Annotated in this window: 18 protein-coding genes; 11 read left to right on the top strand and 7 right to left on the bottom strand. The window is 62.3% G+C overall.

Annotation, left to right across the window (positions count from 1 at the left end; translation table 11 throughout):
- Window positions 1-102 precede the first annotated feature (102 nt).
- Complete coding sequence (gene cpdR / locus JXQ94_RS01090; RefSeq protein WP_075188630.1) at window positions 103-468, bottom strand: cell cycle two-component system response regulator CpdR; 366 nt, start codon at window positions 466-468, stop codon at window positions 103-105.
- Window positions 469-585: 117 nt separating this feature from the next.
- On the opposite strand from cpdR, the gene JXQ94_RS01095 reads away from it, so the two are divergent.
- The 3 genes from JXQ94_RS01095 (at window position 586) to hisN (ending at window position 2,888) form a co-directional block, all read left to right on the top strand.
- On the top strand, window positions 586-1,482 hold the full coding sequence (locus JXQ94_RS01095; RefSeq protein ID WP_421921982.1) for an N-formylglutamate amidohydrolase: 897 nt from the start codon (window positions 586-588) through the stop codon (window positions 1,480-1,482).
- 121 nt (window positions 1,483-1,603) lie between these two features.
- Window positions 1,604-1,990, top strand: coding sequence for a helix-turn-helix domain-containing protein (locus JXQ94_RS01100; protein ID WP_301063709.1), 387 nt, complete (start codon window positions 1,604-1,606; stop codon window positions 1,988-1,990).
- A gap of 64 nt (window positions 1,991-2,054) precedes the next feature.
- Entirely contained in the window at window positions 2,055-2,888 is an 834-nt protein-coding gene (hisN, locus tag JXQ94_RS01105; RefSeq protein WP_421921983.1) for a histidinol-phosphatase, read from the top strand.
- On the opposite strand, the gene JXQ94_RS01110 is transcribed toward hisN, so the two are convergent.
- On the bottom strand, window positions 2,885-3,553 hold the full coding sequence (locus JXQ94_RS01110) for a hypothetical protein (RefSeq protein ID WP_421921984.1): 669 nt from the start codon (window positions 3,551-3,553) through the stop codon (window positions 2,885-2,887). The two genes, hisN and JXQ94_RS01110, sit on opposite strands and share 4 nt — an antisense overlap.
- Complete coding sequence (locus JXQ94_RS01115) at window positions 3,553-4,491, bottom strand: class I SAM-dependent methyltransferase (protein WP_421921985.1); 939 nt, start codon at window positions 4,489-4,491, stop codon at window positions 3,553-3,555. Before JXQ94_RS01115 ends, JXQ94_RS01110 begins: the two co-directional genes overlap by 1 nt.
- A gap of 223 nt (window positions 4,492-4,714) precedes the next feature.
- Between JXQ94_RS01115 and JXQ94_RS01120 the strand changes: the two genes are divergently transcribed.
- On the top strand, window positions 4,715-5,191 hold the full coding sequence (locus tag JXQ94_RS01120) for an Hsp20 family protein (protein ID WP_421921986.1): 477 nt from the start codon (window positions 4,715-4,717) through the stop codon (window positions 5,189-5,191).
- 99 nt (window positions 5,192-5,290) lie between these two features.
- Here the strand turns inward: JXQ94_RS01120 and JXQ94_RS01125 are convergent, their stop codons facing one another.
- The 3 genes from JXQ94_RS01125 to gpmA form a co-directional block, all read right to left on the bottom strand.
- Complete coding sequence (locus JXQ94_RS01125) at window positions 5,291-6,592, bottom strand: pentapeptide repeat-containing protein (RefSeq protein WP_421921987.1); 1,302 nt, start codon at window positions 6,590-6,592, stop codon at window positions 5,291-5,293.
- Window positions 6,593-6,662: 70 nt separating this feature from the next.
- A complete protein-coding gene (gene ribD, locus JXQ94_RS01130; protein ID WP_421921988.1) occupies window positions 6,663-7,286 on the bottom strand; it encodes a bifunctional diaminohydroxyphosphoribosylaminopyrimidine deaminase/5-amino-6-(5-phosphoribosylamino)uracil reductase RibD in 624 nt (207 codons plus the stop codon).
- Complete coding sequence (gene gpmA, locus JXQ94_RS01135; RefSeq protein ID WP_421921989.1) at window positions 7,283-8,014, bottom strand: 2,3-diphosphoglycerate-dependent phosphoglycerate mutase; 732 nt, start codon at window positions 8,012-8,014, stop codon at window positions 7,283-7,285. The genes ribD and gpmA overlap by 4 nt, the downstream gene beginning before the upstream one ends.
- Before the next feature lie 368 nt (window positions 8,015-8,382).
- Between gpmA and JXQ94_RS01140 the strand changes: the two genes are divergently transcribed.
- From JXQ94_RS01140 to JXQ94_RS01165, 6 genes are all read left to right on the top strand, one after another.
- Window positions 8,383-9,351, top strand: a complete 969-nt coding sequence (locus tag JXQ94_RS01140) for a KpsF/GutQ family sugar-phosphate isomerase (RefSeq protein WP_421921990.1) — start codon at window positions 8,383-8,385, stop codon at window positions 9,349-9,351.
- A 141-nt stretch (window positions 9,352-9,492) separates the two neighbouring features.
- The gene (locus tag JXQ94_RS01145; protein WP_421921991.1) at window positions 9,493-11,187 is read left to right on the top strand and encodes a type I secretion system permease/ATPase; all 1,695 of its coding nucleotides are present in this window, start codon (window positions 9,493-9,495) and stop codon (window positions 11,185-11,187) included.
- A gap of 29 nt (window positions 11,188-11,216) precedes the next feature.
- Complete coding sequence (locus tag JXQ94_RS01150) at window positions 11,217-12,497, top strand: HlyD family type I secretion periplasmic adaptor subunit (protein WP_421921992.1); 1,281 nt, start codon at window positions 11,217-11,219, stop codon at window positions 12,495-12,497.
- Window positions 12,463-13,848, top strand: a complete 1,386-nt coding sequence (locus tag JXQ94_RS01155; protein WP_421921993.1) for a TolC family protein — start codon at window positions 12,463-12,465, stop codon at window positions 13,846-13,848. The genes JXQ94_RS01150 and JXQ94_RS01155 overlap by 35 nt, the downstream gene beginning before the upstream one ends.
- 180 nt (window positions 13,849-14,028) lie before the next feature.
- Complete coding sequence (locus JXQ94_RS01160; protein WP_421921994.1) at window positions 14,029-18,933, top strand: cadherin domain-containing protein; 4,905 nt, start codon at window positions 14,029-14,031, stop codon at window positions 18,931-18,933.
- Between the two features lie 204 nt (window positions 18,934-19,137).
- Window positions 19,138-20,106 (top strand): NAD-dependent epimerase/dehydratase family protein, encoded by a 969-nt coding sequence (locus JXQ94_RS01165; protein WP_421921995.1) that lies wholly within the window; start codon window positions 19,138-19,140, stop codon window positions 20,104-20,106.
- Between the two features lie 45 nt (window positions 20,107-20,151).
- Here the strand turns inward: JXQ94_RS01165 and galU are convergent, their stop codons facing one another.
- Entirely contained in the window at window positions 20,152-21,024 is an 873-nt protein-coding gene (gene galU, locus JXQ94_RS01170; protein WP_421921996.1) for a UTP--glucose-1-phosphate uridylyltransferase GalU, read from the bottom strand.
- Window positions 21,025-21,152: 128 nt separating this feature from the next.
- Between galU and glmM the strand changes: the two genes are divergently transcribed.
- Complete coding sequence (gene glmM, locus JXQ94_RS01175) at window positions 21,153-22,502, top strand: phosphoglucosamine mutase (protein ID WP_421921997.1); 1,350 nt, start codon at window positions 21,153-21,155, stop codon at window positions 22,500-22,502.
- Window positions 22,503-22,615 lie beyond the last annotated feature (113 nt).

Genomic DNA, 22,615 nt, shown 5'->3' on the forward strand with positions numbered 1-22,615 from the left:
CCGCCTTCGGGCGGCCCCTTTTCTTTGTGTGCAGCCAAAGCGCAAAAAAAACGCCGCCCAATCGGGCGGCGTTTTTGTCTGATCGTGTCGCGTTGTCGCTGGTCAGGCCGCCATCACGCGGGCCACTTCATCTACCAGCTCACGCAAGTGGAAGGGCTTGGACAGGACTTTGGCATTGGTTGGCGCACCAGATCCCGGATTGAGGGCCACGGCGGCGAAGCCGGTAATGAACATGATCTTGAGGGCCGGATCGATCTCAGCGGCCCGACGGGCCAGCTCGATACCATCCACCCCCGGCATGACAATATCTGTCAGAAGAAGGTCAAATTGCGCCGGTTGCTCACCGATCGCATCCAAGCCTTCCTCGCCGTCCGAGCACACCAATACCTCGTGGCCGGCGCGCTTCAGCGCCTTGGCGAGGAAGTCGCGCATCGAGTCATCATCTTCCGCGAGAAGAATCTTTGCCATCTTGGTTCCCACCCTTGCGAAATCTCAACGTGAGCGCACCCTAAACCCATCTGGTAAAAACGCCCTGAACGCGCGCACATGCTTGACCAGCGAGATGCAGCTGACCACTGTTTGTCCATGGCAACCCCGATTCCAACCTCGTTCGCCACGGAGGCAGTGCAGCGGCCGGATATCGGCAGGCGGGTTGTGCGGATTGGGCGACCGCCAGAGAATTTGGCGCGCCCACTCATCCTCGCCTCACCGCATTCCGGAAGAGATTATGACGATGAATTGAGTCGTTCAACAAGACTGCCTGTTGAATTTTTGCGACGATCCGAAGACGCGTATGTCGATCAACTAATTGACTTTGCGCCGGAATATGGGGCCAGCCTTGTCTGTGCCGAGTTTCCCCGCGTGTTTGTGGACGTGAACCGCGGGCCCGGCGAGCTGGACCCGGGCATGTTTGCCGATCGGGTCCCGGACAAGGAGATTGCCCCTTCCCGTCGCGCGGCATCAGGGCTCGGTGTTATCCCGCGGATCGGCGCGGAAGGGCGGACGCTCTATCGACGACGGCTGAGATTCGCCGAAGCCAAGGCCCTTTTGGCGCGCTTCTATCACCCCTATCATTCCGCCCTCCATGATGAAGTCATGAGATTGCGGGACCGATTCGGCTCGGTGATCCTCGTTGACATGCATTCCATGCCGGCTCTGAGCGGGCGCGGCGCGGATATCGTTCTGGGCGATCGTTTCGGAACCTCTTGCCAGGAGGCGGTGTCTGACACGGTCGAGACGCTTTTCCAGGACCTCGGATTCGTCACAGTTCGGAACAATCCCTATGCTGGCGGCTTCACCACCGAGCATTACGGTCGTCCCATGGAAGGCGTGAATGTGATCCAGATCGAGATCAATCGCGGTCTGTACATGGATGAGAACCGGGTTTTGTTACGCTCCGATCACGCGGATTTCATTGCCAAAATGCGCTGGTTTGTCAGTGAATTGGCCGGTATCGACTGGGTATCCCGCCTACAGCCTTAATCATGCCCATTTCAGGGGAAGACTGGTGCATGCCTTCGCCCGGCACGCGCTTTGCTCCCCTGTGAGGTGTGCGTCCCATAGCGGCGCATTTTGAGACGCGAAGATTAGGCGGCGAGTAGTTATGACGAATGATATCGACCTTCATGTGGGTAAACGGTTGCGCCGCCGGCGCCGCCTTCTGGGCCTGACCCAGCAGCAACTGGCCGAATCGGTCGGTATCCGTTTCCAGCAAATCCAGAAATACGAGTGCGGGGCCAACCGGGTCAGCGCCAGCCGGCTCTTCGAGCTGGCGGAATCGCTCGATGTGCCGGTGCAGTACTTCTATGAGGGGCTGTCCAAACGCGACGAGATGCATGGCGACGAGACTCTGGCAGCTGATGTGCTCTCCCAGAAGGAAACCGTGGACCTGATCCGGGCCTATTACCGCCTCGGTGAACGTCCCCGCAAGCGCCTGCTCGAACTCGCCAAGTCGCTCGAGCCGGAAGAGGCGGCGAACGACGCGGCCTGATCCTTTTCAGGATTGGTATCATGGCGTCTGGCACCGGCCCTCAGGCCGTGCTAGGCGGCTTGCCATGTCTGATAACGATTTCCATGCCGATCTTCGGATTGCCCACGCCATGGCGGACGCGGCGCGCGTGGCCATAGCGCCTTATTTCCGGACCCGTCTGGATGTTGAGAACAAGCTGAGCGCGGGCTTTGACCCGGTCACTCAGGCTGACCGCGCATCCGAAACCGCGATGCGTGAGCTCTTGTCCCGAGAGGCGCCGCAGGATGCCATCCTCGGTGAGGAATTTGGGTCCAGCACCGGCACTGGCACGGGCACAGACACGGGCACCGGCACAGGCACCGGCACGCGCCGCTGGGTGCTTGATCCGATCGATGGCACCCGCGCATTCATCGCCGGCCTGCCCACCTGGACCGTCCTGATCGCGCTGGAAGTGGCTGGCAAGCCGCGTCTCGGCGTGATTGATCAACCGCATATCGGTGAACGTTTCTCCGGTTGGCCCGGTGGAGCGCATTACAACCGCGCGGACGTGTCACAACCCCTCGCTGTCTCCGCCTGCCGGGCATTGGATCAGGCCATTCTCGCCAGCACCGATCCCTACCTGTTTGAAGGGGCCGAGCGTGACGCATTCGAGGCCGTTCGCAGGGCGACTCGCCTTTGCCGGTTCGGATTTGATGCCTATGCCTATGCCATGCTGGCATCCGGCGGAGTTGACCTGGTGGTTGAGAGCGGCCTCCAGATCTATGACGTTCAGGCCCTCATTCCGGTGGTGACCGGCGCGGGAGGCGTGGTGACGAATTGGCGTGGCGGTGATCCGTCAGCTGGCGGCCAGGTGGTCGCAGCGGCCAATCAGGACCTCCTGGAACAGGCGCTCGAGCGGCTTGCTCCAGCGGCTCTCTAACTGTCCAGCAAAACCCGGAACGGCCTGTCGCCGAGCTCGATCCGTGTGAGATTGCGCATGGACCGGTCGCGTGGGCGCACGATGACCCGGTTCTCCTGAGCCGTCAGCGCGCGGCTCGACCCGTCAGCCATGATCGCCGTTGCGCTGGGTGCCGGCCCGTCGAAGACAAAGATCAGAGTCCGAAAATTCGGCGCGAACAGCGCGGCGACGCCGGCTGCTTCGCGCATGGCGTGATTGGCTTGGCCCAGGGCCAGATTGAGGTCTGCCACCGCATAGTCCGGTCCACCGGGCAGTCGGGCCTCGAACTGCATGTTCAAGGACATGCCGCCGCCTTCCTGATTGATGAAGACTGACGGGGCACTCGCCAGCGTTTCCGCGTCCGGACGGTGGGTGATCCGCCCGCGCTCATCAATCGCCAATGAGACCCGCTCCCCCTCTTGCTCGTACCACATCTCGATCTCCGCTGGCGGAATCCCGTCCTCGGAGGCGACTGTGTAGGTCAGGCTGAAGTGGGTCCGACGCTCGGCCTCGATTTCAAGATAGGTCTCCTGGTGCGGGTAAAAGCGCGATAGCGGACCGGCTTCCCGTTCGACCGATTGCGCGACGGCAATCGGCGACAGGAAGCCGGTCAGCACACTTGCGATCAGAAGAACGCAGGAGCGCATTACTCGCTCGCGTCTTCCGTGACCGGCTTGCGGAAAAGCAGCGTCATGCGGTCGCTCTCGCCAATGGCATCATAGGAAGTCCGGTCCCAGTCGGCAGCCAGTTCGCTACCCTCGGGCGGGTTGCGGCGTACCGGCGGAAGGGTCCAGACGCCCAGCGGGTGGTCAGCCGTGTCGGCCGGATTGGCGTTGATTTCGGATGCGCCGACGAACTCGAAACCGGCTTCCTCGACGAGCGCGATGACATAGGCTTGTTGGACATAGCCGCTCGCGGCGCCCGGGTCCTGTTCGCGGGTGGAGGGGAGGCGGTGCTCGACCACGCCCAGCACGCCGCCCGGACGAAGCACGGTGTGGAAGTCGGCCAAGGCACGTTCGGTGAACCCGCGCGACATCCAGTTGTGGATGTTGCGGAAGGTCAGAACCGTATCGACAGAGCCGGGTTCGAGCGCGAGTTGGGTATCAACATCGAAGTCCACCGTCATCACGTCGCCGTAGAGCGCCGTGTCGGCGATCATCGCCTCAAAGGATGCGCGGGAGCGCCGGCGGTTATTGCTGGAGGAGTCAGGGCTGAAATGCGCGGCGACATACTGGCCACCATTCGCACTGATCCACGGTGCAAGGATATTGGTATACCACCCGCCACCCGGCCAGATTTCGACAATCGTGCCGGTCGGGTCGACCTCGAAGAATTCCAGTGTTTCGCGCGGATTGCGCGATGTGTCGCGTTGGCCGGTATTGCCGCGCCATTCGCCCGCCAGGACGGTGGTGATCTCGGTAAGGTCGGGAGCGGCTGGCTCGTCCGCGACGGTTTCCGCGACCTCGGAAACGGTGTCGGTCATGGCTTCGGTGTCCGGACCGTCGGCGGGCTCTTCGGAACCGCCGCTGCAGGCAGCGAGAATGGCCGTACCGGCGAGAAGCGCGAGCAATTGAGCGTGACGCATGTGGGAAAACTCCTGTGTGTGACGGGCAATTGGTAGCCAAGCGCGGGCGCTTGCGCAAATCCTGAATGCGGGGGGGTTGCGGACCAGGAATTCGCTACCCAAATAGAATGCACGGGTCGCCAGACGGGGCCCGCAAGACCAGCCAGGATCCTAGTGATCTGGCTTTGTTTCAATCGCCCGGCCTGCCGGGCCTGTTTATCGCTCTGAAGGAGGATGGACTGATATGAGAACTGTTGATTTCACACCGCTTTACCGCTCGATTGTCGGCTTTGACCGGCTTGCGGACATGATGGACTCGGCGACCAAGATCGAGTCTCAGGGGTATCCGCCCTACAATATCCAGCACGTCGCAGATGACGAGTACCTGATTGAACTGGCAGTCGCCGGTTTTGGCGACGAGGATCTCGTGGTCGAGGTACAGGAAACTGTCCTGACCGTTTCCGGCAAGAATGTCGAGAAGTCGGACACTGATGATCGTCGCTTCCTGCATCGCGGGATTGCCGAGCGGTCCTTTGAGCGCCGATTCCACCTGGCAGACCATGTCGAAGTGGCCGATGCCGCGTTGAAGAACGGACTGCTTCAAATTCGTCTGGTCCGGGAAATTCCGGAAGCGGCCAAACCGAAGCGGATCGATATCAAGTCCGGCGTTGGTTCAACCCGCGCACAGCTGATCGAGGGTGGCAAGACCAAGGCCGCCTGACCCGTCGCTGACGGACTGAACTCCCCTCCGATTGTCCTTCAAGGCGGTGAGCGCAAGCTCGCCGCCTTTTTCTTTGCGCTTTTGGCGTTCCGGGGCGTGTCAGGCGGCGTTGAAATCAACCGCGCCGTCGACAGAATCCACTTCATCGACGAAGTCTTCATCAACCTTCGCCCCGGTGAAGCAAGAGCCGTTGAAGATGGCCTTCTTCACATTGGTCCCGTTGAGGGTCGCATAGGAGAAATCGCCACCGCTTGCCTTGATCTGACGCAGGTCGGCGCCCCGCAGGTCTGTGTAGCGCGCGCGGACGCCGGCGATTGAGGCGGGCAGCAGACGATTGCCTTCGAGTAGCAGGGGTCCGAGCTGGCAGTCGCGAAGGTCGGCATTGGACAGATTGGCCCCGGTCAGATCGGCGCCGCGCAAATCCGCGCCACGCAGGCTGACCATGCGCAGATCGGCCTTTTCCAGTCGTGCACCCTGCAATTGCGCCCCTTCAAGGTCGAGGCCGTACAGGGTCGCTCCGCGAGCATGGAAGGCCGTCAGTGTCTTGCCGGCCAATGAGTTCAGCCCCCGTAGATCGGTACCGTCGAACAGGGAAGGCTTGCCTTCCTTGCCATTGGTGTCGCACCACCGGACATGTTCGGCAATCTGGTCGGCAACCGGTTGCTCGAGCTCCTTGGCGTCAATGCCGACCGGTGCGCTGGTCAGCGCTCCGTCGGTATTCATGCCCTGCTTCTTGGCCATGACGGTCTTGGTGCCAATCAGGACAGCATGGGTGAAATCGGTATCGGTCAGGTCAGCGCCGGAAAGGTCGGCCCCTTCCAGATTGGCGCCCTGGAAAGAGGAGCCGCGCAGATTGGCTCGGATCAGTCGTGTCCCGAGCAACATGGCGTCGGTGAAGTCGGCTTTCTGGGCCGCGATGCCCGCCATCTTGGAGCGCGACAGGTTGGCGCCGGTGAAGTTGGCGGTACCGGCGTCATTCTCCTGGGTCTTGTGGGTCAGGATCGCCAGACCCTTTTCCTTGTCCATCTGGGCGATCGCACCTTCGCGAAGGTCGGCTTCGGTCAGGTCCGCCCCGGTCAGATTGGCGCCGCGCATGACCGCACCACGCAGATCGGCGCGGCGCAGGGAGGCACCCTCCAGATTGGCGCGCCGCATGTCTGCCGCAAAGAAAATCGCGCTGTTGAGCGTGCAACCGGACAGAATGGTCCCGCGAAGGACAGCGCCACTGAAATCAGCGTCTGACAGGTCGCGATTGGCGAGGACCAGATCTTCCAGAATGGTGTAGGCGAAACTTGCCCGTGCGCCACCGGAACGACCAGACCACAGGCGCTCATGTCGGGCACAAATGGCGTCGACTTCGTCCTGCGTCAGCGTCTTGTATTCAATCTTGCGGCCCGTCATCGGCGCGGTCCTGTCGGTGTCATTTACAGGCGGACACCTTACTGGAGGAGCGTTAACAGCCAGTGTGCCATCAGTCGGGCCGCGCAGGCAGCCAATCCTGCCCGGCCAGCGGATGGTCGGGCGCAATACGGATTCGGTTCATGCCAGCACGACCATGGTCCCTGAGTTCTGCCTCCGCGGCCTCGATCGTTTTGGCCCGGAGTTCCGCATCATAGCCTTGGGCGCGGTCATCAACCCGGACCTCGGGGAGGCCCGTCTCCAGTCGTTGGAAGAAGCCGGCATAGAGCGCGTGGGCGCCGGACCTGCCCAGTCCGATTTCGGTTGTTATGGCGGCGGCCTGGAGCATTGCCACGCCCTTGCCAGCCACGTGCGGGAACTCATCGCGGCACGCGATGACGACGCGGGTAATGCCGGCATCGATCAAACCCTGGGCACAAGGCGGGGTCTGCCCATGGTGTGCGCAGGGCTCAAGGGTAACATAGGCCGTGGCCCCGTTTGCCGCATCGCCCGCCGTGTCCAGCGCGACGCGCTCGGCGTGCGGACGCCCGCCATCGCGGGTCGAACCGGTGGCGAGAATGCGCCCGGTCTTGACCAGGACGCAGCCAACGGCGGGGTTGGGCGCCGTGCGGCCCTGCTGGGCCCGCGCGAGCGCCAGTGCCAGATCCATGTAGCGTCGGTCGTCGACCGTGCTCATGCGCCCGGAAGCGGTGGCAGGGATTTGGCACGATCGGGATCGAGATAGCGGGCCGCCGTGATTTTCAGCCCGTCATCCTCGAGGTCGATCAGGAGCGGATTTCCGGTCGGAACCTCGATTTCCATGATGTCGGCATCGGATACGTCGAAAAGGAGTTTGACCAGGGCGCGCAGGCTGTTGCCGTGTGCCGCGATAACCAGGGATTGGCCCTTCTGCAGGCGCGGCAGGATGTCGGAACTCCAATAGGGTTCGACCCGGTCGAGGGTCGATTTCAGGGATTCCGAGGCCGGCAGCATGTCCCGCGGGACATGCGAATAGCGCGTGTCATTGACCGGGTGATAGGCGTGATCTTCGGCCAATGGCGGGGGCGGCGTATCGAAGGAACGGCGCCAGACCTTGACCTGTTCATCGCCATGTCTGGCCCGGGTTTCATCCTTGTTGAGCCCGGCGAGGGCCCCGTAATGGCGCTCATTGAGCCGCCAGGATTTTTCAACGGGGATCCACAGGCGATCGAGCCCTTCGAGGGTGAAATTGAGCGTCTTGATGGCGCGCTTCAGCACTGAAACGAAAGCGTGGTCGGGCTCGAAGCCGGTTTCAGCCAGGAGGTCGCCGGCACGCTTCGCCTGGGCAACGCCTTCATCGGTCAGGTCGACATCCACCCAGCCGGTAAAGCGGTTCTGCAGATTCCATTCGCTCTGGCCGTGCCGAATGAGGGCGAGTTGCGGCATGTTTCGACTCCCAATTGGTCCCTGTTCGCGCAGCGATAGCCCGGCAGAGCCTGCGGGGCAAGACGCGCACAGGAGAGGGCGCAGGTTCCAGTTTTTGCTTAGGCTTCGCAATCGGGTTGTGTTATAAAACGAGTGCAGGTTTCCGGGGCGGGCCTGGTTCTTCAAAGAACCCACACCCAAGGCATGACGTATGCGCCCCGACTAGCGGCGACCGGATGTGAGGCTCTTCTCCGTCCCCCAAGAGCCAGGCGCATCTTGCCGCACTAGCCGCGCACGTCTCTTCCCCGGACGTGCGCGGTTCTGGTATGGGGTCTCCCGATCCGGCGTCGTGTTGCTCTGACCGCGCGGGTCGACCGAGAGGAGACGGCATGTCCCAGAATGATTCCGTGCAATCCGCCCGCCGTGTTATCGCAACGGAATGCGAAGGCATGGTCGCGCTTGAGCAATCAATCGGGTCCGACTTTGCGGAAACGATCGAGCGGCTCAGCCGGCTCGAGGGTCGCCTGATCTGCGCCGGTGTGGGCAAGTCCGGCCATGTCGCGCGGAAGATCGCTGCCACGCTCGCGTCCACCGGAACCCCGGCCTATTATGTCCACCCGACCGAGGCCAGTCATGGTGATCTCGGCATGATCGCGGCCAGCGATGCGGTCCTCGCCCTGTCCAAATCCGGTGAAACGAAGGAACTCGGCGATCTGATCGCGTATTGCCGTCGTTTCGGCGTGCCGCTCATCGCGATGACAGCGCAGCCGGACAGTACGCTGGGCCGGGCCGGCGATTATCGCCTCTTCATTCCGGCGGCGCCGGAAGCCTGTGGCGAGACCCGGGCTCCGACGACTTCCACCACGCTGATGATGGCGCTGGGTGATGCCCTGGCCGTGGCTTTGCTCGAGACTCGCGGCTTCACCGCTTCCGACTTCAAGACCTTTCACCCAGGCGGTGCGCTCGGTGCCGCGCTCGCCAGCGTCGGAGACATCATGCATGCTGGCGAAGCTGTCCCCTTGATCGGGGCTGATGCCCCGATGAGCGATGTTCTCATCGAAATGACGACCAAGAGTTTTGGCTGTGCCGGCATCGTCGATGAGGCTGGCAAGCTGGCCGGGATCATCACTGATGGCGATTTGCGCCGCCACATGGGTGCCGGTCTGGTGGACCAGCGTGCCGGTGACGTGATGACTGCGGGTCCGCGCACCGGTGAGGCGGGCATGCTCGCCGCTGATGCCCTTCGTCTCATGACAGCAGGACAACCGAAGATCATTCAGCTCTTTATTGTCGATGATGCCCGGCGACCGGTCGGAATCTTGCATTTGCACGACTTGCTGCGTGTCGGGCTCAAATAACGTTCGGTTTCTGCACACAACCCCGCGTCAGCGCTGGTGAAATCAAGCTTTGGGCGCTATCTTCCCAAGCGGAGGAATGGTGACCCGGCCTGCACCCGCAAGGTGCAGGGGTTTCGGCTTGCCGCCTGAGTGGGAGTAAACATGCAAGAACCTCTAGCCCTGCAAGTCAGGCAGCGCCTGCGCCCCTACATAGCGGGGCTGGCCGGGTTTTCCCTTGCCTCGAATATCCTGCTTCTGGTCTCCCCGCTCTACATGCTGCAGGTGTATGATCGTGTCCTTTCCTCGGGCTCGATCGATACATTGATCTGGTTGTCCGTGCTCGCCGTCTTCCTGCTGGGTATTTACGGCGCGGCGGAAGCCGGCCGCCGCCGGGTCAGCGCGCTCGCTGGCAAGGAGTTGGATGCCTTGTTGATGCCCCTCGCATTCTCGCGCTTCGAGACCGATTCCGGACAACCGCATCTTGCGCGAGACCTTGGCGCCGTTCAGCGGATCCAGACGGCCCTGCAATCCGGCAGCCTGATGCCGTTCGCCGATCTGCCGTTCGCCCCGCTTTTCCTCGTTGTTCTTTTCCTGATCCACCCGGTGCTCGGAGCGATCGGTCTCGTTGGTGCCATTGTCGTGTTCGCGGTTGCTGTGACCGCTGAGTTGACCACCCGCCAGGCCGGGCAATTCTCCCAGGGCGCCTTGCGTAGTGCCGGCGAGTTCGCCACGGGACTTGAGCGGCAGCGCTCGGCAATGGCGGCAATGGGCCTTGTGCCGGCGGCCTACCGGCGCTGGCGGGCCAGCCAGGAAGCCGGTCAGGGTTTCTCGCTCGACGCGGCCAAACAGGATGGCAAGTTTTCCGCGATCTCCCGATCGACACGTCAGGTGCTGCAGATCTGTGTCCTTGGCGGCGGGGCCGCGCTGGCGCTGAGCCAGGAAATCTCGCCTGGCGCCATTGTCGCCTCTTCTATCATTCTGGCCCGGACACTGGGTCCGATCGACCAGATCGTGGGTAGCTGGCGCAATACGATCCAGACCTGGTCGGCCTGGAAAGATCTGATGGAGCGCCTCGACGGTACGGAAGCCGAGCCGCAATACACGCCATTGCCGCGCCCGGCGGCGGACCTCAAGCTGGACCGATTGTCCGTCGTGGTTCCTGGCGCTGAAGGACCGCAAATCCGGCCTTTCAGCTGGAGCGCGAACGGGGGGCAATTGATTGCGGTCACCGGTGGAAACGGGGCCGGCAAAACGACCCTCCTCCAGACTCTGGCCGGTGCCTGGCAGCCCGGCTCGGGAGCCATTAGCCTGGGCGGGCGCAACCTTCACGACTGGCCAGGCCCTGATCGTGGGCGCCATGTCGGTTATGTCCCGCAGGATGTCGAGCTTCTGCCGGCCACGGTTGGTGAGAATATCGCGCGACTTGGCGAAACCGATAGCGACGCCATCATTGCTGCGGCGCGCGCTGCAGGGGCCCATGAAACCATCCTCGCCTTGCCCGACGGCTACGATACGCGGGTCGGGCCGGGCGGCACGCATCTGTCGGCTGGTCAGCGTCAGATGATTGGCCTGGCGCGGGCCCTGTATGGCGATCCGGTTTTGCTTCTTCTTGATGAACCGACCGCCAATCTGGATGCGGCCGCGGCGCCGGGCCTGGTCAATGCGCTGCGCCAGGCCGCCGAACGCGGCGCGATCATTCTCGCCGCCACCCATGATCGACGCGTGATCGAACGCGCCAAGACCGTGCTTCTGGTCCGCAATGGGGATGTCATGGCGGCGCCAGCCGAGCAATTCCTCAAACTGGCCACCGGGCCAGGCGCGGGCGGTCAGGCTGCTGGTCGCGGGGGGGCGGCCTGATGGCAGACAGTAACCAGGGACCGAGCCTCATGGGCGACAGATTCGTGCGGCGCGCGGCGGTGGTCTGCCTGATCGGGCTTGGCGGTTTTCTCGCCTGGGCTGGTTTCGCACCGCTTGCCGAAGGGGTCCCGGCGGCTGGTCAGATCGTGGTCGAGAATGACCGTCAGGTCGTGCAACACCTCGAGGGCGGAATCATTGAGGAATTGCTGGTGCGCGACGGCGACCGGGTGGAAGCTGGCGAACCCCTCCTGACCTTGCAGGAGACAGCCTCCGAGGCGGCGCGGGATGAATTGCTTCAGGAAATTGCCACGCTGACCGGGTCACAACAGCGCCTCGCCGCCTTGCGTGACGGGCTCGAGGAGCCAGACTTTTCGCCGCTCGACGCGCTTGACCTCACTGCTGCGCAACGCGAGGCCGTGGTGACGCGCCAGAGCGATCTCTTCCGCCAGCAAACCCAATCCTTCCAAGCGGATGTCACCGTGTTGACCGCTCGTCGAGATGGTGCCGAGTCGTCACGCGAGCTGCAGGCTCAGCAGATCCGCGTCACTCAACGCGTGCTCGCGGTCGCCGAGGGCCAGGTTTCGCTTCTGCGCGACCGGTATCAGCGCCAGATGGCCAGGCTTGACGAATTGCGGGCCATGGAACGCGATGTGGCGACGCTGGAAGCAGACATTTCCCGCTTGCGGACCGAAGCCCAACAGGCGGCCACGCTCGAGGAAGACCTGACCGGCCAGATCGCGCAGACCGAGGCTGCTTTCGCGCGCCAGATCTCTGTCGACCAGCTCGAAGTCCGTAGCCAGCTGGAACAGGCCACCGAGCGGCTGTCCGCCGCGCAGGACGTTCTCAACCGGTCCGTCGTTCTGGCTCCCCAGGGCGGGGAGGTTCTCAATCTGCGTTTTGCCACGCGCGGAGGTGTTGTCCGGCCGGGCGAGGCCATTTTGGAAATTGTCCCGGCTGCTGGTGAAATGACGGCATCGGTCCGGATCCAGCCTGCCGACCGCGCTGCTGTCTATGAGGGACAGGCGGTTCGAACCCGCGTGACGGCCTATAAGAGTTGGATGACGCCGCGCCTTGATGGCGAGGTGATCAGCGTCAGCGCCGATCTCAAGACTGATCAGAATACGGGTGTTTCTTACTACGAGGTGCGTATTCGCATCCCGGCTGACCAGGCGGCGCGTCTGGGCGAGCTGGATGTCATTCCTGGCATGCCGGTCGAGGTGTTCATTTTCTCCGGCTCGAGCCGGACCACGCTGGATTATCTCCTCGAGCCGATCAGTGAGTCGCTCTTCCGCGGCGCCCGGACCGGGTGAGCCGATGATGATGTGTCGTGTTCTTTCCACCCTGCGCTGCGCGGTCCTGATGACCGGGGTCGGGTTGGCTGCCGTTTCGGCGCCCGCGCAGGCCCAGGCCCTGACGCGGGTGGGCGAGTGCCTGTCCTTCACCCATGCACTGCAGATTGCCGCAGAGCGCGCACCGGAGATTGCCGGCGCCATGGCGCGCCAGAACGAGGCCGCTGCAGATTATCGTGAGGCGGAGTCGCTGCGTCTGCCCCAAGTCTCAACCTTCGGCCGCTCCGCGTCCGGCGATAGCGGGCTGACCGGCAGTCAGATCGAGAACCAGGTTGGTCTCCGCCTGTCGCAGCGTTTGTGGGACTTCGGTGATTCACACTATGCCATGGCGGCGGCCAGCAGCACGATAGACCAGCGGGCCTATGAGCTGCGGGCTCAACAAAGCAATGCATCCGGACGGCTGGCAGACGCGTATCTGACGCATCTGGAGGCCGAGGCCATGATCGATGTGATCGCAGATCGTCGAGCGTATTTCGAACGCCAGCGGGCGTCGGTTGAGGCCTTGTTGGCGACCGGCGGGGCGACACGCGCCGATAGTGCGCAGATTGCGGCCCAGTTGGCAGAAGCCGAGGCTGACGCCCTGGAACTCGGTTTCATGCGCGACCGCGCCGCCACCCGCATCCGGGAGTATACGGGCTATGCCCCCGGAGCATTCTGTGATGCCGAGGCGGCGGCGGATGACCTCGCGCGCTCTTTGCGCGGGATCACGACGGTCAATGATGCGGTCGACATCACCTTGGCACGAAATCCGGATCTCGCCGCCCAGGCAGAAGCTGTGCGCGTGCTGGATGCCCAGCGTGAGCGCGCCCGGCGCAGTCGGTTGCCCGTGGTCGAGGCGGTTGGAATAGCCTCCTACGTGTATGATGATTTCAGCGAAACCTGGGACGCGCGCGACCGGATCGGTGTCGACCTTTCCATGCCGCTCTATACTGGCGAGGCGCTGCAGGCGCGCAATGAGCGCGCGATTGCTCGGATGGAGCAGGAGGAAAGTGGCCTTCGCAGCATGCAGCGCGAACTGCGCGAGCAGTCCGAGATTGTGTTTCGCCGGACGATATCGCTGCAAGCCCAGCTCATTCGTCGCGAAGCTGTCGCTCGATCGCAATACGAGTATTTCGACGCCATTTCGGGCGAGTTTGAATTCGGGCTGGGCACGCTGCCTGATCTCATCGACGCGCGCCTCGGCTATGAGCGTGCAGAGCTGGACGTGATCGGCGCGCGCTTCTCGTTGCTGCGCCAGCGGCTGGAGTTGATGAGCCTGACCGACCGCATGCCACGCCCGCGTGATCGTGTGGACGGTGAGGTGCGGCCCTGATCGGCAAGGCCGTTTGACTGGGAATCCGGGGTCGCCATCGGGTTCCGCGCAAGGACCGAACCGCGCCTGAAAATGCGGATCTCGGGGGGGGAAGGACGACCAGCCAAGGCTCCGGCATCTGATCGGAGCCCCGGTTTCGTCGAAAGACTGTGAACGAAATGATCGTCGGGAGAGATCTACATGCCTGCTGCCAAGAAAAGCGAGACCGCATCCACCGCGCGCAAGGCGCTCCTGGCCACCGTGATGGCGACCGGCGGGGCTGTTCTGCTGGCGGGTGGTACCCAGGCTCAGGCCGCGGCGACGCCGCCTGACGGGTTTTCGCCGCTTTCGGGCGTCGATGGGGTTTCCCGCGTGGAAATGGGCGCCGACGGGTCGGTCCAGCTGGTGATGGCGGACGGTCGCACAGTCCTCATCCCCGCGCAGGACGTCTCGGTCGTAGATGGTGTGGTCTATCTCTCGGATGCGGCCATCGAGGCCAATGCCCTGACCGGCGTGGCAGCCGCATCAGCGGCTGGGGGCGGCGGCGGGGCCATCCTCGGTTTGCTCGGTGGCGCCGGCCTGCTTGGTGCAGCGGCCGGCGGCGGCGGCGGCGGTGGTGGTGGCGGTAATACGCCCACGACGCCCACGCCGCCGACGAATACCAATCCGCCGGTCTTCAGTTCGGCCAGCACGGCCAGTGTCGACGAGAATGTTTCCGGCACGGTCTACACAGCCACAGCGACGGATGCCGACGGCAATACGGTGACCTATTCGATCAGCGGCGGCGCCGATGCGAGCCTGTTCTCCATCAACAGCTCGACCGGTGCCGTGACGTTCAACGCGCCGCCCGATTTTGAAAATCCGGGCGACTCCGGTGCCGATAATGATTATGTGATTACGATCCGGGCCTCGGACGGCACCAATACGACCGACCAGACCGTGACCATTTCCGTCGGTGATTTGGACGAGGCCCCGGCCTTCACCTCCGCAGCGAGTGTGGGCGTAGCCGAGAATACGGCCGGAGTCGTTTACACGGCTCAGGCCGCAGACCCGGAGGGCGAGGCTGTGACCTATGCCCTGTCTGGCGCGGATGCGGCATTGTTCACGATTGATGCGGCGACGGGTGCGGTCAGCTTTATCGCGGCGCCGGACTTTGAAAGTCCAGCCGATGCCGATGGCGACAATAATTACGAGATAACCGTCACGGCCTCGGATGGCAGCCTGACCACGGATCAGTCGGTGACAATCACCGTGACCGGTGTCGATGAAGGACCTGCGGTGTTTTCATCGGGATCGACCGCCAGCGTCAATGAGAATGCGAGTGGCGTTGTCTATACGGCCGCGGCGACCGACCCGGATGCCAATACGATCACCTATTCGCTGGGTGGCGGCCGTGACAATGCGCTTTTCACCATCGACTCGGCCACCGGAGCGGTGAGTTTCGTCACCCCGCCGGATTTTGAAGCGCCGGCAGATGGCGATAGCAACAATATCTATTCCATTGTCGTGCGGGCCAATGATGGCGCCACGGTCACGACCCAGGCCGTTCGCATCACGGTGAATGATGTTGATGAAGGCCCGGCGATTACGTCGGGCGCGTCGGCCAACGTGGCCGAGAACTCGGCGGGTGTGATCTACACGGCGGCGGCCACAGACCCGGAAGGCGCGGCGGTAACTTATGCCCTCACGGGCGATGATGCGGCCCTGTTCACGATCAATGCCGTGACGGGTGATGTCAGCTTCGTCACGCCGCCTGATTATGAGGCTCCGACCGATGCCGATGGCGACAATGTCTATGACATCAATGTCGTGGCGAGTGATGGCGGCTTCGAGTCGAGCCAGGCCGTCGCGATTACGGTCACGGATGTAGACGAAGGCGCCCCGGTCTTCCAGTCGGCGTCGAGCGTGACGCTCGGCGAAGGGGACTGGGTCAATTTCTATACAGCCGTCGCGACGGATCCCGATGCGGGGACCGTCAATTACACGATCGTCGCCGGCGGTGACGCCGACCAGTTCGCCATTAATTTCAACAACGGGGATCTCAGTTTCCGGGAACGGTCGGATTTCGAAAATCCGAGAGATGTGGACGGCGACAATGTCTACGAGATCACCATCCGGGCCTCGGATGGCACCTCGGAAACCGATTTCGTCTTCACCGTGACAGTCGAGGACCGGAATGACCGCCCGGTCATGACGTCTGATCAATCGATCAGCCTCCAAGAGAATACGGCAGGGGTCTTCTACACGGCGACGGCAACTGATCAGGATGGCGACTCGGTGACCTACGCCCTGAGTGGTGAAGATGCCGCGCTGTTCTCGATCGACGCGACCACGGGGGAATTGCAGTTCCTGGCTCCACCCGACGCCGAGAATCCGCTGTCGGTGAACGGTCTCAACTTCTACCGGTTGACGGTTGAAGTATCCGATGGTGCCCTGGTCAGCCGGAACGCCCTGTTTGTCGAAGTCACGGGCGAAAACGAATTTGCTCCGACGTTTACCTCCGGGACCACGGCGGAGATCCAGGAAGGTCGCGACGAGGTCGTCTACACGGCTGAAGCCACCGATGCCGATTTTGGCGATACGCTCACCTACTCGCTCGCCGCGGGCGGCGCGGACCGGAGCCTGTTCACGATCGACTCCGACACCGGTGAGCTGCGTTTCCGCTCTCCGCCGGACTTTGAAGCGCCCGGTGATGCCGACCTCGACAATGTCTATGACGTGACCATCCGCGTCACGGATGGGCTATTTGTTCGCACCCAGCTGGTCCAGGTGACGGTAACTGACTTGAACGAAACCGGGGCCCCGTTGATCAATTCCCAGGTCGCGCAAACTGTGTCGGAGAACCAGACGTCGGCCTACGTGATCAGCGCGACCGACGCAGAAGGCGATGCCATCATCTACTCGATTTCCGGCACCGACGCTGCCTTGTTCAGTGTCGACAGCGAGACCGGGGAGGTCAGCTTCCGGACGCGGCCGGACTTCGAAGCGCCAGGCGATGCCGATAATGACAATGTCTACGACATCACGGTCACCGCATCGGACGGCGCGGAGTCCAATAGCCTTGATGTCGAAATCACCGTTTCCGATATCAACAATGAGGTCGCCGACGTTCCGGACAATAACAGTACCGAAGTGAGCATGGTGTCGGGCGGGACCTATGTCGGTGACCTGGGAACAGCGGGTGATGAGGACTGGATCCGCGTCGAGCTGGTGGCCGGCCAACGCTATGAATTCAATCTCTCTGGCACAGGCGCCGAGCCGGTTGAGGATACCTATATCCGCCTGCTCGATGCGACCGGCAATATCATTGTCGAGAACGACGATATTTCCTTGGGCGTGATCCGTGACAGCCGGATCAGCTTCACGGCGGAAACGTCGGGCACCTATTACATCGAAGTCGATTCCTGGGATGGCGGCAGCACCGACGAACGGACCGGTGAGTACACATTCGAATACCACCACGTCGACCCGCTCAGTGCGTGGAACTACCAGCAAATCGGTGACTATCTGAACGCCAATGGCTTCGGCGGCCTGCAATGGGACCGGTCATCCGGCGATACGATCACTGTCAATATCTCGGCGCTGACACTGGCGGGCCAAACCCTGGCCCGGGCGGCTCTCCAGCTCTGGGAAGACATTACCGGTATCCAGTTCAACGAAGTGGCGGTCGGTGGCGAGATTACCTTCGATGATGACGAGGACGGGGCGTTCGCCGGACCTGACGCGACGTCGGGTGGGTTCATCACGGCAGCCAGCGTGAATGTCAGCACGGACTGGTTGGCGACCTACGGGAACAATCTCGACGGCTATTCCTTCCAGACTTATATCCACGAGATCGGGCACGCGCTGGGTCTCGGCCATGGCGGCCCCTATGACGGGTCAGCCGACTATGCGGTCGATGCCATCTATCTAAACGACTCCTGGCAGACCACGGTGATGTCGTATTTCTCGCAGAACGAGAACACTTATACGTCGGCCGATTTCGGTTATGTCATCGGACCGCAAGTTGCTGACATCATCGCTGTTCTGGACATGTATGGCGGGTCGACCAATACCCGGTCCGGCAATACGACCTACGGCTATAATTCTACCGCCGGAAACACGATCTTCGACGCGACCGCTTTCACCAATCCGGTCAGCTTCACCATTTTCGACACGGGCGGGATTGATACGCTGGACTATTCCGGGTCCAGCGCCAACCAGACGTTCGATCTGCGCGAACAGGCCTATTCGAGCCTCAACGGCCGAGACGGCAATATCGGTATCGCGCGCGGCACGGTGATCGAGAATGCCATTGGCGGCAACGGCAATGACATCTTCATCGGCAATGATGCGAATAACAGCATCACCGGCGGTGGCGGAGCTGACCGCTTCTATGCCTCCGGCGGCAGTGATGTTTTTGATGGCGGCTCCGGTTCTGACACGGCCTATTTCTCGGGATCGTCGACCGATTACACCGTTTCGACCAACGGATCGGGCAACACTGTCGTGACCGATAACCGCGCCGGGTCCCCGGATGGCGCGGTGGAGCTGATCAGCGTCGAGAACATTGTGTATGACGGTGAGGGCTCCTTCCCGGAATACTTCGGTGATCCCAATGATGCCGGGACGGAAGGTCTTGATCCGAATGACATGCCGGCGCTGGCGCCGCTGGAGTTGCCTTTCGGCCTGAGGGACGCGGAGCGTCCGGTTATGGCGGTATTGGGCGATACGATCGCCTGGGATCCTCACCACCACATCTATCCGCATCTGAGCGAGGCAGATCTCGCCCTGTTGGAGACCCTGTCTGCCGATCAGGGCAATATGCGCGGATATGTTGGCAGCCTGCCCGACCTCGACGGGAGCGGCCTGCGGGGTCTGGTGCGCGACTACCGGCTCAATGAAGACGGGGAAAGCGGTGACTTCGCCCAGATCGAGAAAGGGCATCCGGTATTCGAGCCGCTGACCTTGCCGGCAGCCGAGAATCTGCCGCTCGCCGAGGCCGAATCCCTCTTTGTGTCGCGCTTTGAGTTCGATGGGCCGGGCGATGGCTTCCTCGATGTCTTCGACGGGCGCGATGCCCAGATGCTGGTTCTTTCGGACGAGTCATCTGACGGTTGGGCCTGAGCCTGAATCGGGGAGGCGCCTGGCGTCTCCCCACTTTCATTCTTGCCAGAGCTTCAGGGTATCAATGTGCATGGGGGCTGTTGCGCAGTCCGCCATTGGGGCAAAACACCTGTGTCTTTGACGGCATCTTCCCCGCCATGGCGGCAGGGTGTGCTAGGAAACAAATGAGCGACGCTAGCCGCGTCTGCTGGGGGAGACTGGAGTTTGACGAGTCTGGTTACAGGAGCGGCGGGCTTTATCGGGTTTCATGCCGCCCGGGCACGGCTGGAAGCGGGCGAGGATGTTGTCGGTATCGACAATCTCAATGCCTATTATGATCCGGCACTGAAACAGGCGAGACTCGACGAGCTTGCTCGCTTTTCCGGCTTTCGCTTCGAGAAGATGGATCTGGCGGATGAGGCTGCCGTCTCAGGTCTGGTCGCGGATGTCCGGCCTGACCGCATCCTGCATCTTGGTGCCCAGGCCGGCGTTCGCTACTCGCTTGAAGCACCCTTTGCCTATGCGCGGTCGAATCTGCTCGGCCATTTGTCGGTGCTGGAAGCTGCGCGCAATCTCGGTGATCATCTCGAGCATCTCGTCTACGCCTCGTCGAGTTCGGTCTATGGCGAGCGCTCGCAAGTGCCATTTCGCGAGAGCGATGCGGCTGAGACCCCGGCCTCGCTCTATGCGGCGACCAAACGGTCCGATGAATTGATGTCTGCGGCCTACAGCGATCTTTATGACATCCCCGCCACCGGCCTTCGTTTCTTCACGGTCTATGGTCCCTGGGGCCGACCGGACATGGCGTACTGGCTGTTCGCCGAGGCAATGCTCGAAGGCCGACCAATCAAGGTCTTCAACAATGGCCAGATGGAACGCGACTTCACCTATATCGACGACATAGTTGCGGCCGTTTCCCGCGTGCTGTCGCATGCCCCTGATCGAGGGCGGCACCGTGTCTACAATATCGGTGGCTCGTCGCCGGTCCGGCTGATGGACATGATCAGCGCGCTTGAGCGAGAACTGGGTGTTGAGGCGGAGAAAATCATGCTGCCGATGCAGCCGGGTGATGTGACACGCACCTATGCTGATACGTCACGGCTGGAAGCGGATTACGGTTTTGCACCGACGGTCGGGATCGAAGCCGGCCTGTCCAGTTTCGCCGAATGGTTCAAGGCCTGGCAGGCCCGCTAGCTGATCGCGAGACGGCGTTGCGTTCGGTCCGGTCCGGCCGCGGCTTCATGATTTGGCGAAGCTGTTGATCAAGGCCTGTGCACCTGTGCCCAGCTCCGGATGCGAGCGCGCATAGGCCATCGTTGCCCGCAGATAACCCAGCTTGCTGCCGCAATCATAGGACTGGCCTTCATATTCGACCGCATGGAAGTCCTGGCTTGCCATCTGCCGCGCCATGGCATCGGTAAGCTGGATTTCTCCCCCCGCCCCGGCCGCCTGATCGGCGAGGAAGTTGAAAATAGATCCCTGAAGGATATAGCGCCCGGTAATCGAGAGGTTGGACGGAGCTGAATCGACCGGTGGCTTCTCGACCATGCCCCGCATGCGAATGCGATTGCCGTCGCGCGACACCGGATCGATGATCCCATACTTGTTGACCTCGTCCGCCGGGACTTGTTCGACCGCGATGACATTGCCGCCGGTCTCGTCATAGACCTCGATCATCTGCGCCAGGCAGCTCGGTTCGGCCTGGACAAGGACATCGGGCAGGAGGATTGCAAACGGCTCGCTGCCTATAATGTCACGCGCGCACCAGATCGCATGACCCAGACCCAGCGGCGCCTGCTGGCGTACGAAGCTCATCGAGCCCGGAGTAGGTTTGGTCCTGGTGACCTCGGCGAGGATATCGGCCTTGCCCTTGGCCTCCAGGCTCGTCTCCAGCTCGTAGGCGGTGTCGAAATAATCCTCGATTGCGCCCTTGTTGCGGCCGGTCACGAAGATGAAATGCTCGATGCCGGCGGCCAGCGCCTCATCGACGACATACTGGATGGCCGGGCGGTCGAAGACGGGCAGCATTTCCTTCGGAATTGTCTTGGTGGCGGGAAGTACCCGGGTTCCAAAGCCGGCAACCGGCAACACAGCCTTGCGCACACGCGTCATTCAGATTTCCCCCACCTAGAGGCCTCAACGCCTACCCGATCACTCCGCGACCGTCCAGCTTACCCATTCACTTCGGTTTAGCAGATAGGTTCTATATACCGGACGGAACATGCAAATCGGGTGACGCCATGGGCAAGAAATACTTCGGAACCGACGGGGTGAGGGGACTCACCAACAGCTTCCCAATGACGGCTGAGACCGCATTGAGACTGGGCATGGCCGCGGGCAAGTATTTCGTCCGCCACACCGGCCGGCACTCCGTGGTGATCGGCAAGGATACGCGCTTGTCCGGATACATGATCGAGAGCGCGCTTGTGGCCGGCTTTACTTCGGTCGGCATGGATGTGTTCCAGTTCGGGCCCCTGCCAACGCCGGCCGTTGCGTTGATGACGCGCTCCTTGCGGGCTGATCTCGGAGTCATGATCACGGCTTCGCACAACCCTTATCATGACAACGGCATGAAACTGTTCGGTCCCGATGGTCGCAAGCTGGATGACAAGGCGGAACTGGAAATCGAGGCGCTGATGGATGGCTCGCTTTCCGAGGAGCTGGCGGCGCCCTCGGATCTCGGGCGGGCCAAACGCGTGGATGACGCCCAGGCGCGCTATGTCGAGATCGTCAAATCCTCTTTCCCGCGCGCCAAGCGCCTGTCGAACCTTCGCCTGGTCGTCGATTGCGCCAACGGTGCGGGCTACAAGGTCGCGCCGAAGGCGCTCTGGGAGCTCGGCGCGGACGTGATCCCGATCGGCGTCGAGCCGAATGGCTTCAACGTCAATGAGGAGTGCGGGTCCACGGCGCCGGCGCGCCTGTCCAAGGAAGTGGTCAAGTTTCGCGCCGATCTTGGTATCGCGCTCGACGGCGATGGTGACCGGATCGTGCTGTGCGATGAGAAGGGCCGGGTTATCGATGGTGACCAGATCCTGGGGCTGCTGGCAGGCCATTGGCAGGATATTGGCGAATTGCGGCACCCCGCGATCGTCGCCACCGTGATGTCCAATCTGGGATTGGAGCAGTACCTCGCCGGCCGTGGTATCAAACTCGAGCGTACGCAGGTCGGAGACCGGTATGTTTCGGAACGCATGCGCGAAACCGGGATCAATCTCGGTGGCGAGGCGTCGGGCCATATTGTCATGCCCGACTTCTCGCCGACCGGTGACGGGCTGATTGCCGCTCTGCAGGTCCTGCGTGTGCTTGGCGACAGCGGGAAGCGCGCCAGCGAGCTGCTCAACGTTTTCAAGCCGGCACCCCAATTACTGGAGAATGTTCGCGTCGCTCGCGGCAAGACGCCGCTTGAGTCGGAAGCCGTAAAAGCGGCGATTGCGGACGCCGAGACCCGGATGGGCAAGGCTGGACGCCTTGTTGTTCGTGCCTCGGGAACAGAGCCCGTCGTTCGCGTCATGGCTGAGGGTGAGCAAAAGCTGATCCGGTCTGTTGTCGATGATGTGCGCGGGGCAATTGAAACAGTGGCGCAGGGCTAGTTCTCGTGCCCGGCTGCGGCGGCGCAGCGGGTGTGAGGCCGTCGCGGCATTCTCTTCTTGCGTTGGTTCGCACGGTCGGCGATACCCGAGCTGACCGGTACTGGAGTGATGAA

It is taken from the genome of Maricaulis maris, from assembly GCF_049116555.1.
In the GTDB taxonomy this organism is placed as follows: domain Bacteria; phylum Pseudomonadota; class Alphaproteobacteria; order Caulobacterales; family Maricaulaceae; genus Maricaulis; species Maricaulis maris_C.

Bases quoted from the DNA above. Each gene is read 5' to 3' on its own strand.
- glmM (WP_421921997.1), top strand. From the start codon at position 21,153: ATGGGCAAGAAATACTTCGGAACCGACGGGGTGAGGGGACTCACCAAC.
- ribD (WP_421921988.1), bottom strand. From the start codon at position 7,286: ATGAGCACGGTCGACGACCGACGCTACATGGATCTGGCACTGGCGCTC.
- JXQ94_RS01160 (WP_421921994.1), top strand. From the start codon at position 14,029: ATGCCTGCTGCCAAGAAAAGCGAGACCGCATCCACCGCGCGCAAGGCG.
- JXQ94_RS01115 (WP_421921985.1), bottom strand. From the start codon at position 4,491: ATGCGTCACGCTCAATTGCTCGCGCTTCTCGCCGGTACGGCCATTCTC.
- gpmA (WP_421921989.1), bottom strand. From the start codon at position 8,014: ATGCCGCAACTCGCCCTCATTCGGCACGGCCAGAGCGAATGGAATCTG.
- cpdR (WP_075188630.1), bottom strand. From the start codon at position 468: ATGGCAAAGATTCTTCTCGCGGAAGATGATGACTCGATGCGCGACTTC.
- JXQ94_RS01095 (WP_421921982.1), top strand. From the start codon at position 586: ATGGCAACCCCGATTCCAACCTCGTTCGCCACGGAGGCAGTGCAGCGG.
- JXQ94_RS01145 (WP_421921991.1), top strand. From the start codon at position 9,493: ATGCAAGAACCTCTAGCCCTGCAAGTCAGGCAGCGCCTGCGCCCCTAC.
- galU (WP_421921996.1), bottom strand. From the start codon at position 21,024: ATGACGCGTGTGCGCAAGGCTGTGTTGCCGGTTGCCGGCTTTGGAACC.
- hisN (WP_421921983.1), top strand. From the start codon at position 2,055: ATGTCTGATAACGATTTCCATGCCGATCTTCGGATTGCCCACGCCATG.
- JXQ94_RS01100 (WP_301063709.1), top strand. From the start codon at position 1,604: ATGACGAATGATATCGACCTTCATGTGGGTAAACGGTTGCGCCGCCGG.
- JXQ94_RS01120 (WP_421921986.1), top strand. From the start codon at position 4,715: ATGAGAACTGTTGATTTCACACCGCTTTACCGCTCGATTGTCGGCTTT.
- JXQ94_RS01140 (WP_421921990.1), top strand. From the start codon at position 8,383: ATGTCCCAGAATGATTCCGTGCAATCCGCCCGCCGTGTTATCGCAACG.
- JXQ94_RS01125 (WP_421921987.1), bottom strand. From the start codon at position 6,592: ATGACGGGCCGCAAGATTGAATACAAGACGCTGACGCAGGACGAAGTC.
- JXQ94_RS01150 (WP_421921992.1), top strand. From the start codon at position 11,217: ATGGGCGACAGATTCGTGCGGCGCGCGGCGGTGGTCTGCCTGATCGGG.
- JXQ94_RS01110 (WP_421921984.1), bottom strand. From the start codon at position 3,553: ATGCGCTCCTGCGTTCTTCTGATCGCAAGTGTGCTGACCGGCTTCCTG.